Raw genomic sequence first — 14517 nt, forward strand, 5'->3', positions numbered from 1 at the left:
CAACATATGTTATTACTTAAAAATGCAACGGCAGTGCAGTTTGAACCTGCATTGATTAAAGAAAGTGTTGATATCGTCATTGATGGCAGCACAATCAAAGAGGTTGGTGACAACTTACAGCTGAAATATCCAGAAGCCCAAGTCAAAGACATGAAGGGCAAGTTGGTGATGCCGGGTATTGTTTGCTCCCATAACCATTTCTACTCTGGGCTTGCTCGCGGCATCATGGCTGACATCAAGCCTAGCCCTGACTTCATCTCTATCTTGAAGAACCTTTGGTGGCGAATGGATAGGGCGTTGGATGAAGAAGCGCTGTACTACAGTGGCTTGATCTGCTCGCTTGAAGCTATCAAATCGGGTTGCTCGGCGGTGATAGATCACCACGCTTCGCCAAACTACATCTCAGGTTCGCTTAATACCTTGCGTAAGGGTTTCTTGAAAGCAGGCTTGCGTGGCATGACGTGCTTCGAAACAACCGATCGCAACGGCGGCAGCAAAGAGATGATGGCCGGGGTGGAAGAGAATATCGCTTTTGCCCAGTTGATCGACCGTGCCAAGGCAAACGGCGAAGAGCCTTATCTTGTTGAAGCGCACATCGGTGCCCATGCCCCGTTCACCGTCACCAATGAAGGGTTGGCAATGATGGCTGAGGCGGTGCAGGCGACAGGCCGGGGTATCCATGTGCATGTCGCTGAAGACCGTTACGATGTCACACACAGTCATCACCATTACGACCAAGACATTGTTGAGCGCCTAGATAGCTTTGGTTTGATTAATGAGAAAACCTTGCTGGCACATGGCTTGTTCCTGTCGGAGAAAGACATTGCGATTTTGAATGCCAAAGATGGCTTCTTGGTGCATAACGCCCGCTCTAACATGAATAACAACGTGGGTTACAACGACAAGCTGACTCGCTATAACAACGTGGCGATGGGAACCGATGGGATCGGGGCAGATATGTTCGAAGAGCTTAAGTTTGCGTTCTTCAAGCACCGTGACTCGGGTGGTCCGTTATGGCCTGATAGCTTCTTGCGTCACCTGTGGAACGGTAATGAGATTCTGGCCCGTAACTTCGGTGCCAAGTTCGGCCGCTTGGATGCGGGTAACAAGGCGGATCTCACCATTCTTGACTACACCAGCCCAACGCCGTTTGTGGCCGATAACCTACCGGGTCATGTCGCGTTCGGCTTTAACGCTGGTAACGTCAATAGCGTGATGGTTGAAGGTCGCTTTGTGTACGAAGACCGCAGCTTCCCGTTCGATGTTGCGCCAATTTATGCCGAAGCCAGCAAAGTAGCCCAGCGTTTGTGGAAAACAATGGATAGGCTTGACTGATGTGAGAACCTAGTATGGATACGGTAAATACGACGTTTAAGTGGGATGAAGCCACAGGTGTTGCGAAGTATATTGCCGACCGCCATTACGAGGGACTTTTAGAAGGGCGGTTTTACCGCTCTTCTTGCCCTCGGGGGCTTATAAAGTCGGTATCCCTGCCATCGCTTCCCGATGGCTATCACTTGTTCGGGGCTGATGATGTACCCGGACAAAATGTCCTCCCTATTGTTGAAATTGATTGGCCGGCCTTTGCCGATAAAGAGGTGAGGTTTGTCGGGCAAGTGATTTACTTGCTGGTGGGCCCTAATCCTGATGAGCTTGAGCGCTTGTTGGGGCTGATTGAAGTGGAGTATCAACCGCTAACGCCTGCCTATACGGTTGAGCAGTCGAAAGCAGCGGTTGATGGCGCCATTCATGGTGAAGACAATGTGCTCGCTCATCATGTATTACACCGTGGTGATATTGATGCGGGTTTTGCCAAGGCAGTGAAGGTAATTGAGGAAACCTGCTCAACGGGTTATCAGGAGCACATCTACCTCGAAACCCAAGGGGCGGTATGCTACCCAAGTGATGGCAAGGTCGTGCTCGAAGGCTCAATGCAATGCCCTTGGTATGTTCATCATACCATGGCGGTGGTGCTTGGCCACGACAGGGTGAGGGCGATCCAGTGCCCCACTGGCGGCGGCTTTGGTGGCAAGGAAGACTTCCCTGATGTGCTGGCTGGGCCTTTGGCGGTCGCGGTTGAAAAACTGCAACGCCCGGTGCGGATCATTTTTGAACGCGGCGAAGATATTGCGACGACATCCAAGCGACACCCTGTTACTTTCCACTACAAAACCGGCGTGGATAAATCCGGCAATATTGTCGCGATGGATATCCGTTTGGATATTAACTCTGGCGCCTACTTGAGCTTGTCTGGCATTGTACTGCAGCGCTCTATTACCACGGCAACCAACGTTTACGACATACCCAATGTGCGGGTTGAAGCCCATGCATGGGCAACCAATACCGTGCCAACAGGGGCATTCCGTGGCTTTGGCTCGCCACAGACCTGCTTTGCAATGGAAACCCATATCAATCACGTTGCCAAGCAAATCGACGAAGATCCCATTGTTTTCAAGCAGCGCCACTTCCTAACATCGGATTCCACCACCTTAACCGGCGCGAAAATCTATGGTGATCTGGTGCTGGACCAGATGCTTGAGCGCTTGCTTAGCATGTCGAACTACAAGCTAAACAAGCAGTCTGTCGCTCACTTTAATTTGCAGGCGATGGCTGATAAGCATGGGCAACAAGGTAAGCACGGTAAGCAACGGGGGTTGGGGGTAGCATTCTTCCAGCATGGTTGCGGTTTTGCCGGGGATCTTGAAGACACCTTGGTTCGTGCCAAAGTCACGTTGGATAAGCAACCTGACGGTACGGTGCAGATCCTGGCTTCCAATACCGATATCGGCCAAGGGCTAAGCCTGACTTTCCGTAAAATTGTTGCCGATACCTTGGCGAGGCCAATGGATAGTATTCAACTGGCTGTGCCGGATACGGGCATCGTGCCAGACTCCGGGCCGACGGTAGCATCCCGCTCAATTTTGATAGTCGGTTACTTGTTGGAAAAAGCCGCCAAAAGGCTCAAAGCGACTTGGATTGACGGGGAAAACCAACGCATAGAGCAAAATTACCTCAAGCCTGAATATCACCAGTGGGATCAAAATAGCTACCAAGGTAACGCCTATCAGGCCACCAGTTATGGCATGAACATGGTGGAGGTCGAAGTGGATATTGCCACGGGGGAAACCCAGATCCTTGACGCCTGGGCGGTGTATGACATTGGCAAGGCGATTGATCCGGTGATCTTCAGGGGGCAAATCGATGGTGGCTTGGTGCAAGCGCTGGGTTATGGCAGTTGCGAGAAGTTGGAGCTAACGGCAGATGGTACATTTGCTCAACGCACAATGGCCGACTATGTCATTCCGACCGCGTTGGATGTGCCCAGTATTGCCAGTGACTACATCGACAATCCTTACCCTTATGGCCCAAATGGTGCCAAGGGGGGCGGTGAGCTGACCCATAACGGTGGTGCGGCAGCCTTTACCGCGGCGGTGGAAGATGCGATTGGCGAGCCGCTATCGAGTATTCCAGTGACCCCAGAGAAAATATGCCTCGCGCTATATGACCGAGCAGAGCAGGAGTATGGCGATGAAAATTAGTTTTTATCTCAATGAGCAACCAACCAGTATTGATTGCGATCCAATGCAATCGCTATTGCACACCCTGCGCAACGACATTCACCAAACCGCAACCAAGGAAGGGTGTGGTGAAGGGGAGTGTGGGGCTTGTTCGGTATTGCTGAATGGCCGGTTAGTGAACGCTTGCATGCTGCCTGTCGCCCAGGCTGAAGGGGCACAAGTGATGACCCTTGAAGGCTTGAAGCAAACTACCAAGGGCCAATTGGTGATTAATGCTTTGCTAGAAGCCAAAGGGGTACAGTGCGGATTTTGTACCCCTGGGATGGTACTGGCCTTGTACGCCCTGTTGGAAGTCAATCCGTCACCGGATGAGCACACCATTCGAACGGCCATATCGGGCAATTTATGTCGCTGTACCGGCTATGGCATGATTGTCGAAGCCGCGAAGATAGCAGCCAAAAAAGGAGAAGGGGTATGGTAAACGTTTATCGTCCTGATACCTTGCCGCAAGCGTTGGATAAGCTGGCGGTTGGTGAGCACACGGTGTTTGCTGGTGGTACTGATTTGATGGTACGCCACTCGGTACGTTCTGGCATGGCCCCCAACTTTGCCCATGACGTGGTGTTTGTCGATGCCATTGAAGAGCTAAGGTCGATTAGGGTTGTGGACGATGGTGTTCACAAAGCGCTGTATATCGGTGCTGCTGCCGTGCTTGCCGATTTGGTTGAGCACCCGTTAGTGCCAGCGATATTACGCCGGAGTGTCGCGGGTATCGCAGCCCCGGCACTGCGTAATCGAGCAACCTTAGCGGGGAATATCTGCAATGCTTCGCCCGCTGCTGATTCACTGCCGGCATTGTATGTGTTGGATGCCAAGGTGGTCTTAAAATCGGTACGAGGTCAGCGTGAGATACCCTTGGCGGAATTTATCCAAGCACCCGGCTTAACCACGCTTAAGGCCAATGAGATGCTGACGGAAGTGGTGATCCCTTGTAATGAATTTACCCATACCTTCTATCACAAAGTGGGCACCCGGGCAGCAAACGCCTTGTCTAAATTGTCGGTTGCCGGATTAGCCAAAGTGGATGGCTCAGCAGATGAAGGCTCTGAAAAGCTGATCACCGATTGGCGGGTAGCTTTTGGGGCGGTAGGGCCAACGGTGGTTCGCAGCGAGGAACTGGAATCATTGCTAGTGGGTCAACCTGTTGAGAAGCTCCGCCATCCAGCATTTTTAGAGCAGTTAGTCGGTTGCTATAGCGAGATTATTTGCCCGATAGATGATCAGCGCTCGACAGCAAGATATCGCCATCAAGCCTCGGTTAACCTGCTACGGCGATGGTTAGAGCAGCTTGGCTATTGCTAGTAGCTATAAACCCTTTTGGGTTATTACTTTGCATACTATTTGAAAGGGGGCCTTTAGGGCCCTTTCTTTGCTGATAATATGTTTTTGCCCCTTTACGAGTTAGACTATATTGTGGTTAACTTTCTTTTCTGTATGATATTGCTTGCGTGTAGAGCAATGTAAAGCGTACCATTTTTACTTCTCATTGATACCTACTAATGATTTAGACTACGAGTAGAAATCTAGGAAACCTTGTAAGTAGTATGAAAAATATAGAATCCGTATACTCTTTTTTTGAAGGGCTAGGTATTGCTCACCCTGAACAGTATTTTTCTCAATTTTCCACTTCATTAGTTGATGAATCTTGTGTATTGCTACGCCAAGGTGAAGAGCAGAGCCATGCATTCTATTTGATCTCTGGTATCTTAAAGGCCTGCCACTATACCGATTCAGGAATAGAGCGATGTAAAGAGTTTTATTTTCCACAAAGCCTTTGCTTACTTTTTTCGAGCTGGATAGAGAATCGAGAATCTAGGTATCAAATTGAATCAGTAACTAAAGTTGAATACATTAGAGTCCCTATAAGTATACTTAACTCTCAAGAATGGGTTAACGCAAGAATTCAGCTCCTAGAACAACAATTACTTTATAAAGAAAAAAAAGAGAGCTTCTTTCTACTCAATACACATGAAGAAAGATATAAGTATCTAATCAATCACTTTCCGCACTGGATCAATAACTTAACAAGCATTGATATCGCTAATTACATGGGGATAAGCCCTGTGAGTTTATCAAGAATAAAAAGCCGCATTAACAATTGTTAATTAACATTATTGAAATTCAATAGAACATAGAGCCACTATTCCTTATTTGGTGAGCTCTATTTTGTGGGTTTTATTCTCTCTTCTATCCGCTGTATTTTTAACCGTGAAAGATGTGTCACTAAAAAAGTCCACATCTAGATTATCAGCAACACAATCTACCGCAGTGATGTTGTTTATTCTTTGTCCTATTTGTTTGTCCACCATATTCACTCTCGAAAAGGTGGACTACGACGTTGAACTAGTAGTCATGATGCTCTCGGCTGCCACACTTGATGCTATGGCCATGACATTTTACCTCTTAGCTTTGCGCAAGGGCTCTTTAGCCAAAGTGGTCCCGCTTTTATGTTTTGTCCCTGTATTTCAGCTAGTTTTAAACTTTGTTTTTTACAATGAAGCTCCGTCATTGTTTGGAGCCATAGGGATAATTTCTGCGATCTTTTTTATATTATATGGTGAGAGTGCAAGTCTAACTAACCTAATAAAGGATAGAGCGGTAAACAGCATGCTCTGTGTTGCTCTGCTTTGGTCACTTAGCTCAATCATTCATAAAGATGGTTCTAGTCAGATTGGAGCTGTCAATTGGACGGCACACATATGCTTAGTCATGTTCTTATATTATTCGTCTTTTCTGTTCAGGATACGGGTATCGACCTTAAGTTTAAGTGACTTTTCTTCGTTAATTGTTCCCGCTCTTGCTCACTTACTAACTTTACTTACATTTTATCAAGCTGCTTCGATAGGAAACGTTGCTTTTGTATCTTCGCTAAGACGATTCTCGACCGTATTTTCAATTTTGATTGGTTGGTATAAGTACAATGAGACTGTAACAAATAGACTCTGCATATCGATATTTGGACTAATAGCTTCAGCTTTAACCATTACACTTTTCGGCTAATCGTATGCCAACTATCGGGTAGTCGGCTCTTGATAGCGGATATTGTCCTATCTAATATGTATGGTTAATGTTTGAAACTCCTAACTCATATTTGTCCAAAAGCGTGTTAGGGAACAAGGGTAGCCTATGTGATCTACCCCAACAAGATTCGACATTGCCGAGGTGTCAAAACACCATGATATCGACAAATACATTCCTCCGTACTTTGGATCATCGCCGGGCAGGTTTTTTACCTATACTTTCTTCAATCAAGCTTAGGTGTAAACCAATACCTATGTTCTGGAGTAAAGAAGATGAGTATGAATAGTCGGCATGGCCTGCGATTGATGGCGGCCATATTTATCAGCTCAACATTCCTTGGCCAGAGTGCTCACGCAACAAAACACTCTGATGACAAGGACAAACTAGGCACCGTTCAATTTCCTACCTCTTGCAATTCAGACAGCCAGCCCAAGCTGGAAAAAGGGCTAGCTTTGCTGCATCACATGACCTACGTCGGTGCTCAGGCAACGTTCGAAGACGTCATCAAAAGTGACCCTGATTGCGCCATGGCCTATTGGGGAGTAGCAATGTCAATGATACATCCTCTTTGGTCTGATCCGCCTGATCAAGATGAATTTGCTAAAGGCCAGGCAATGCTTGAGTTAGCCGCTAGCAAAGGAGATAAGACACCGCGGGAGCTTGCCTATATTGAAGCGGTTGAAAGTTACTATGCTCAGGGGCGCAATACCAAAGAAGCCGCTAACCTCGCCGCTTTCGAACAAGGGTGGAAAAAAGTGATGGAGTCGTTTCCGGATGATCCTGAAGCGACTGCCTTCTATGCGCTGGCCCATTTGGCGACTGCTTCACCGGACGATAAAAGCTATGTAATACAGAAGAAGGCGGGTGAGACCGCAGCCACTGTATTGGAAAAGATCCCTGAGCATCCAGGGGGACATCACTACATAATTCATGCCTATGATTATCCCGAATTGGCGCCCAAAGCATTAGATGTGGCTCGCAGTTATGGGGATATTGCCCCATCCATTCCTCATGCTTTGCATATGCCAACGCATATTTTTACCCGACTTGGCTTATGGCCTGAGTCAATCACCATGAATATCCGCTCGGCCGAAGCTGCCAAGAACCATCCTGCTGGTGATAAGCTCTCTCTTCATTATCTTCATGCTTTTGATTACTTGGCGTATTCATACCTGCAACAGGCACAGGACGCGAAAGCACTGGAAGTGGTCGAAACTATTCAAGGGCTCGATGCACCGATTCAGCCGCATGTTGCTTCGGCCTATACACTGGCCGCTGTACCTGCCCGGTATGCACTTGAAAGACAGCAATGGTCAGCAGCAGCAGAGCTAGTGCCTAAAACGCCCAGCAGCTATCCATGGGATAACTATCCGGCGATGGAGGCCATTACTCACTTTGCCAATGCACTTGGGGCTGCCCGAGCCGGTGATAAGCAAGGTGCAGAGAAAGCGCTCAAAAGGCTGGGAGAGTTGAAGACTCAAGCCGAACAAAGCTCGGCCTATTGGGGCAAACAGGTTGAAATTCAGCGCCTGTCTGCGCTGGCCTGGCATCAATTCCAACAAGGCGATCATGAACAAGCACTGCAGACCATGCAAAGTGCTGCTGACCTAGAGGCGACGACTGAAAAGCATCCTGTAACACCTGGCGAAATCATACCGGCTAGAGAGTTGCTGGCCGACATGCTTTGGGAAATGGAAATGTATCAACAAGCATTGGATGAATATGTCATAGCCTTGATCCGAAGTAAGAATCGCTTTAACAGCCTCTATGGCGCAGCCCGTTCAGCGGAGATGGCTGGAGATAAAGATAAGGCTGGGCAATATTATCAAATGCTGATTGATGTCGCCGGAGAAGGGGATGCCGATCGGCTGCGGTTGCAGCAGGCAAAAGAGTTTCTCGCTGCCAAGTAGCAATACGTGATAAGCAGAAAAAGTTAAAGCTAATGCAAAGCCACCTTTTTTAGAAGGTGGCTTTTGACTTGTCGTTTTGATAGCTAACTTCTGGTTTAAATTCGTATTGAAAACCGTAGTTAAAAATCGTACTGATTGATAACCCCAGCCAGGATCTTGTCAGCGATGTATTTGTGCGTTGCGGTGGTTGGGTGGGTGACCCCCCAGAACACATACTTGTCAGAGCCATGGTAAGCACAATCATTGGTTAGGCTGTGGCTGTAAAGGTAATCCATCGCGCTGCTGCGATTGATATTAAGGCATGCGTCTTTGGCATTCTCAAAACCATGGGCTTTTGGTGCTGTGGTTATATCGTCAAACATCTGCGCGGCATCGACCAGCGCGACGTTGATCCCTTTATCTTGATAGAACTGAGCTTGTTCACGGATATAGACATTGAGTAGCTGGATTTTAGCCCGGACTTTTTCAATCTCATCTTGGGTAGAGTATTTAAACTGTGGAGCCTTGGTGGCATCCGGTAGGGTAAACAGCATGATATTTTGCGCACCAGCGTCTGTCAGGCGAATAAGCGCGCTACTGAAGTCTGCTTTGACTTCTGCGACTTCACGGTTGTAGTTCATGAAGTCGTTCAGGCCGAACTCCAAGGTAAACAGAGTACGCTCAGGCTGATAGTTTTGTGCCATTTTCATATAGGTCAGATAAGAGGTGACCTGATCATAGACACCGGTCAGCGCTATATACTGATTGGTGCCTGCTGCGCCACCGACTGCCCAGTTATATAGCGGTATATTTTTGTCGCGAGCTAGGTATTCTGTCCATACTAGCCCATTGGAGAAGCGGCCTAAAAACCAAGAGTTAGGGTTGGGGAATAGCCATTGTTTTCTGTCTATCTTAAGGATGAAAATGAAGAAATAGTTGCAGGTTTAAAAGGGAACACCTGTGGCAACTGGTTACATGTTGAATATTTGTGGGTTGACGACAAGTGCCGAGGGCAGAACTTAGGTGCTAGGGTATTGGGCGCTGCTGAAGATGAAGCCCAAAATTGAGGATGTATTGCTTCAACGCTTGATACCTTTAGTTTTCAGGCTTTAGATTTCTACAAGAAACAAGGTTATGAGGAAGTAGCTACTTTGGAAGGATATTATGGCTCATTTAGGCGACATATCTTACAAAAGAACTTGGTTGGTTAAATACAAAAGACGTCTTTAACCTTCCAAATATGAAAGCCTAAAGACATCATGGTTTCTTTATCAATTATGTATAAGGAAATACAAAGGGAGGTACGCTAGCGAACCCACTCTTGATAATACCTTATACATTGTATTTGAGCGGCTTTTTGAGGGAATTTGATATCGTGGCCTGTAACTTTGATGTTTCTTTCATCTTGTTCATAGTTAATTGAATATAAACGGTAGTTTTCTGCGTACAATATAGGTCCGCTGCAATCGCGTTCACCGTGAAATGAAGCCCTCAACCATAAAACCCATGTCACACCTTCATCTGTGCTTGTTTGGCGATAGTTAGCAATTCGGTCGGCGTAAAACTCCCAGCCACCGTTATAAAACATTGTAAACTGAGCTGGATTTTCGTAATGAAGATCTTCTCTGAAAAAGTCTAAATTTTCCAATAAGAAGATAGGGTATGAAAGAGATCCTTTTTTATCTTTGGGTGGAAGAAGACTTTGTGTTACTGCCACTGCAGTGGCTTCTGGTCCCGCTTCATTGACAGGTTCATTGGCAACAACGTCAACACTTTCATCTTCATCAGATGAACTACATCCAAACAACAACACAGAAAGAAGACAGCTTACTAAGACTGATTGAATACGATAAGTTCTGAATAACATAACAGCCCCAAACTATAGGCAGTTTGATATGTAGTACAATTATAGTTTGCCATAGCTAATGTTCGATATAAGTTTCAGTCAGGCATGCCCCTAAAGGAACTATCACTCCCATTCATATCATTTTGATAGCCCCCTGATATTATTTTGATATTACCTCTGAGCTTAGTGATAACCGTTATTATCTGCTTGATAACCTAGATATTTATCCGGTTTTAAAAAAGTGACATGTGTCCCGACGCTGATCGCATTTTTACTGAAATTTCGGACTGTGCTCACGAATCCTTGTCTCAGCTGACCAGTTTCAGCAGTTTGGCGTGTTTGTTGCCTTTTAGATATTCAAGACATCAATAACGTTCCGTAAAAGCCTCTCGGCCGAACGCATGATGCAGGAATAACAATGAGAATGCGAAAAGGCAATTAACATGATTGAACAATATCTAACGCCTGATACCCCTGCTCAGGCACTTGAATTCAAGCAGCAGCATGGCAGTGATGCCATCTGGTTTGCAGGCGGATCCAAAATCAATGCAGCGCCAACTAAAACAGATAAAACGGTTGCTATCTCTCTGGGCAAGCTGAGCCTCTCCAAAGTTGAGCAGCAAGGTGACAGCCTACACATTGGTGCGATGTGCCACATCCAGCAACTGATTGACCACGAGTTGGTGCCAGTGGCGTTGAAACAATCTGCGGCCTTTATCTATTCCCGTCACGTCCGCAACCAGGCCACATTGGGGGGTGAGATTGCGGCTCGTCAACCAGAAGCTTTGCTTGTCCCTAGCTTGCTTGCACTAAGGGCGAAACTGAAGCTGGCAAACGGCTTGGAAGTGGATGTAGAAGATTACATCAACAGTGAAGAGCGTGAGCTCATTGCAACCATCATTATTCCAGACAGAAACCTAACTTGTATCGGTTACAACATTGCCCGCTCGGCAGCAGGGTTAGCCATTGTGACTGCGGCGGTATCTATCGATAAACAAGGCAACAAGGTGATTGCCCTTGATGGTGTGTCTCCTTTGCATGACGGCGCAGCTCGTCCGGTTCGCCTGCGCGATGTGGAAGCACAAGATCTGAAAGGGGAACTGCTAGAGCAAGCGGTGGCTGATGCGATCTATCCGGAAGCCGATATTCGCGGCAGTGTGGAGTACAAGCGATATATCGCAGGTGTGGTGATCACGGATTTGATGGCTGAATGTCAGCACTTGGTAGAGGAAGCATAATCATGACGATTCAATTTACCTTAAATGGCCGCCCTCAATCTTTGGAATGTCGTCTTGGTGATAATGTTCAAACTTTGCTTCATGGCATGGGTTATCACTCGGTGCGAAACAGTGATGATAGTTGGGGCTTCGCCGGATCGGACGTGATCCTGTTCAATGGTGAACTGATCAACGCTTCGCTGTTGATCGCCGCCCAGCTTGAAGGTGCGGAAATCAAAACCGCTGAAGCTCTTGGAGAGTGGAATCAGCTGAGCTTGGTTCAGCAGGCGATGATCGATGTCGGTGTGGTGCAATCGGGCTACAACGATCCGGCATTGGCACTGATCTTAACCGAATTGCTTGAGCGTATTCCTCAGCCAAATCGTGATGAAATTGATGACGCGCTATCAGGCTTGTTCAGCCGTGATGCGGGTTACCAGCAGTTCTACGAAGTGGTCGAACTGGCAGTCAAACGCCTTAACGATCCTGAATATACTCAGCAGTTTGCCCCTGAGTTCCGTGATGATCTGGCGGTAGTCGGTAAGAACTGTCCGAAGATTGATTCGGCCAAAATGGTTCAGGCCAAGCCTTGCTATGTAGAAGATCGCATTCCGGCCAACGCATGCGTGATTAAGATGCTGCGCAGCCCGCACCCGCACGCTTGGATCACTCATTTGGATGTGTCAAAAGCAGAAGCCCTACCGGGTGTGGTATCGGTTATTACCCATCGCAACTGCCCTGATATTCCTTATACGCCGGGTGGACAAAGTGCGCCTGAGCCATCACCGCTTGATCGCCGAATGTTTGGCCAGAAGATGCGCCACGTTGGCGACCGTGTGGCGGCGGTTGTTGCCGAAAGCCCAGAAATTGCAGTGCAAGCACTGAAGCTGATCGACGTTGAGTATGATGTGCTTGAGCCTGTGATGACCATTGACCAGGCAATGGCTGCCGATGCGCCAATCGTTCACAACGAACCGATTGAATATGGTGTCGGTGCACCGGATGATTTGGAGCAGCAGAACCTCAATGCCGATCCTCGTGAAGGCAAGCTTATTGTTAATTTCCCAATTGGCTGCTTCCCGCGCAAGAACATTGCCGCCAGTGTGCGTGGTCATATCGGTGATGTGAAAAAAGGTTTTGATGAAGCCGACTTGGTGATTGAGCGTACTTACGAGTCTAAGCAGGTGCAGCAGCTGCCTGTCGAAACCCATATTTGCTACAGCTATATGGATGGTGACCGTATTGTGATGCACGATTCAACTCAGGTGCCTTGGCACGTTCGCCGTCAAGTCGCGAAAATTCTTGGTGTGAAGCAGAACAAGGTACATATCGTCAAAGAACGTGTTGGCGGTGGCTATGGCTCTAAGCAGGATATCCTGCTGGAAGATGTGTGTGCTTGGGCGACGTGGACAACAGGCCGTCCGGTGTATTTCCATCACACCCGCGAAGAAGAATTTATCTCGAACTCTACTCGCCATGTGGCCAAGGTAACCGTGAAAGTCGGTGCCAAGAAAGACGGTACGTTAACCGCCATTGATATGGAGTTTAGGGCTAATACCGGCCCATACGGCAACCACGCGTTGACGGTGCCAAGCAATGGCCCAGCACTATCGCTACCGCTATACCCTTGTGACAACGTTGATTTCCGCGTGACTACTTACTATTCGAATATCTGCCCAACCGGTGCCTATCAAGGTTACGGTGCGCCAAAAGGTAACTTTGCGCTGACCATGGCGATGGCCGAGCTGGCTGAGGAGCTAGGTATTGATCATCTCGATATGGTTGAGAAAAACCGCGTGGTCGAAGGGCAGGAGCTGAAAATCCTCGCCGCTATCGGTGAAGGTAAGATGCCGACCAGCGCACCGAAAGTACATAGCTGCGCCCTAGAGCCTATCTTGCGTGAAGGCCGTAAGTTGATTGAGTGGGATACACCGAAAAACGCTGACGGTGATTGGAAAGTCGGCCGTGGTGTCGCCATTATCCAGCAGAAATCCGGTATCCCCGATATCGATCAGGCGAACTGCCGTATCAAGATGGCCTCTGACGGTACGTTCATTGTTCACTCCGGCGGTGCAGACATAGGTACCGGCCTTGATACAGTGATCAGCAAACTGACGGCAGAAGTACTGTGTTGCCCAATGGACGAGATCACGGTTCACTCCGGCGATACCGACCATGCACCATTCGATAAAGGGGCTTATGCGTCTTCGGGAACCTGCTTCTCGGGTAATGCCGCTAAGCGTGCCGCCGAGGCGATGCGTGAGAAAATCCTTAAATGTGGCGCCGAGATGCTCGAAGAGCCAGTGGAAGATGTCACCCTTGTGGCACCGGGTTTGGTGAAAGGCAAGAAAGGTGAAGTGAGCTATTTCGACATTGCCCACAAAGCCGAAAGCGGCACGGGGTGGGGGCAGCTTTTAGCTTCAGGCTGCTTTATTACACCTGAGTTTGCCTTCCCATACGGGGCAAACTTTGCCGAGGTGGCGGTTAATACCCGAACCGGTGAAATCCGTTTGGATAAATTCCACGCCCTGCTCGATTGCGGTACACCAGTGAACCCAGACTTGGCCTTGGGGCAGATTTATGGTGCCAGCATGCGTGCTATCGGCCACAGCCTAACGGAAGAGCTGGTATACGACGATAACGGTATCCCGCTAACCCGCGACCTTAAGAGCTATGGCGCGCCAATGATCGGGGATATTCCTCGCGACTTCAAAGCGGTATTGGTGCCAAGTGATGATCCGGTAGGCCCTTATGGCGCCAAGTCTATCTCGGAAATCGGGGTTAATGGTGCCGCGCCGGCCATCGCCACCGCTATTCATGATTCCTGTGGGGTCTGGATCCGTGATTGGCATTTCACACCGGAGAAAGTACTAAGAGGACTTAACAAGCTCTAGCAATTGATAGGCGGTCACCTTTAGGGGATGAGAGGTGGCCGCTTTATTTGCGAATGAGCCGTTTTAGCTTGG

The 14517-nt window shown here is 48.2% G+C and carries 11 protein-coding genes and 1 pseudogene; 10 read left to right on the plus strand and 2 right to left on the minus strand.

The genetic code is table 11. The features are described 5' to 3' along the window. Positions 1 to 6: 6 nt before the first annotated feature. The 7 genes from ssnA (at position 7) to C9I98_RS18800 (ending at position 8509) form a co-directional block, all read left to right on the plus strand. The gene (gene ssnA / locus C9I98_RS18770; RefSeq protein WP_036815891.1) at positions 7 to 1335 is read left to right on the plus strand and encodes a putative aminohydrolase SsnA; all 1329 of its coding nucleotides are present in this window, start codon (positions 7 to 9) and stop codon (positions 1333 to 1335) included. A 14-nt stretch (positions 1336 to 1349) separates the two neighbouring features. Beyond that, entirely contained in the window at positions 1350 to 3539 is a 2190-nt protein-coding gene (locus C9I98_RS18775) for a xanthine dehydrogenase family protein molybdopterin-binding subunit (protein WP_036815888.1), read from the plus strand. After that, on the plus strand, positions 3529 to 3999 hold the full coding sequence (locus C9I98_RS18780) for a (2Fe-2S)-binding protein (RefSeq protein ID WP_173424657.1): 471 nt from the start codon (positions 3529 to 3531) through the stop codon (positions 3997 to 3999). The genes C9I98_RS18775 and C9I98_RS18780 overlap by 11 nt, the downstream gene beginning before the upstream one ends. Continuing rightward, the gene (locus C9I98_RS18785; protein ID WP_036815881.1) at positions 3993 to 4880 is read left to right on the plus strand and encodes an FAD binding domain-containing protein; all 888 of its coding nucleotides are present in this window, start codon (positions 3993 to 3995) and stop codon (positions 4878 to 4880) included. The genes C9I98_RS18780 and C9I98_RS18785 overlap by 7 nt, the downstream gene beginning before the upstream one ends. A gap of 242 nt (positions 4881 to 5122) precedes the next feature. Further along, positions 5123 to 5683 carry a Crp/Fnr family transcriptional regulator gene (locus tag C9I98_RS18790; protein ID WP_036815879.1) on the plus strand — a complete coding sequence of 187 codons (561 nt, stop codon included), beginning with the start codon at positions 5123 to 5125 and terminating at the stop codon, positions 5681 to 5683. 49 nt (positions 5684 to 5732) lie between these two features. Further along, on the plus strand, positions 5733 to 6578 hold the full coding sequence (locus C9I98_RS27150; RefSeq protein ID WP_420848059.1) for an EamA family transporter: 846 nt from the start codon (positions 5733 to 5735) through the stop codon (positions 6576 to 6578). A 293-nt stretch (positions 6579 to 6871) separates the two neighbouring features. Then, positions 6872 to 8509, plus strand: coding sequence for a tetratricopeptide repeat protein (locus C9I98_RS18800; protein ID WP_211318337.1), 1638 nt, complete (start codon positions 6872 to 6874; stop codon positions 8507 to 8509). Between the two features lie 119 nt (positions 8510 to 8628). Here the strand turns inward: C9I98_RS18800 and C9I98_RS18805 are convergent. Beyond that, positions 8629 to 9387: pseudogene (locus tag C9I98_RS18805) on the minus strand (SGNH/GDSL hydrolase family protein); the annotation flags it as partial. On the opposite strand from C9I98_RS18805, the gene C9I98_RS27155 reads away from it, so the two are divergent. Next, the gene (locus C9I98_RS27155; protein ID WP_107272340.1) at positions 9385 to 9555 is read left to right on the plus strand and encodes a GNAT family N-acetyltransferase; all 171 of its coding nucleotides are present in this window, start codon (positions 9385 to 9387) and stop codon (positions 9553 to 9555) included. The pseudogene C9I98_RS18805 and the gene C9I98_RS27155 sit on opposite strands and share 3 nt — an antisense overlap. A gap of 239 nt (positions 9556 to 9794) precedes the next feature. Here C9I98_RS27155 and C9I98_RS18815 read toward each other — a convergent pair whose 3' ends face one another. Further along, a complete protein-coding gene (locus C9I98_RS18815; protein ID WP_107272341.1) occupies positions 9795 to 10355 on the minus strand; it encodes a hypothetical protein in 561 nt (186 codons plus the stop codon). Between the two features lie 422 nt (positions 10356 to 10777). Between C9I98_RS18815 and ygfM the strand changes: the two genes are divergently transcribed. Continuing rightward, positions 10778 to 11572 (plus strand): molybdopterin-dependent oxidoreductase FAD-binding subunit, encoded by a 795-nt coding sequence (gene ygfM / locus C9I98_RS18820; protein ID WP_036815864.1) that lies wholly within the window; start codon positions 10778 to 10780, stop codon positions 11570 to 11572. Between the two features lie 2 nt (positions 11573 to 11574). Then, complete coding sequence (locus C9I98_RS18825) at positions 11575 to 14445, plus strand: molybdopterin-dependent oxidoreductase Mo/Fe-S-binding subunit (RefSeq protein WP_036815862.1); 2871 nt, start codon at positions 11575 to 11577, stop codon at positions 14443 to 14445. Positions 14446 to 14517 lie beyond the last annotated feature (72 nt).

It is taken from the genome of Photobacterium sanctipauli, assembly GCF_003026495.1.
Classification (GTDB): domain Bacteria; phylum Pseudomonadota; class Gammaproteobacteria; order Enterobacterales; family Vibrionaceae; genus Photobacterium; species Photobacterium sanctipauli.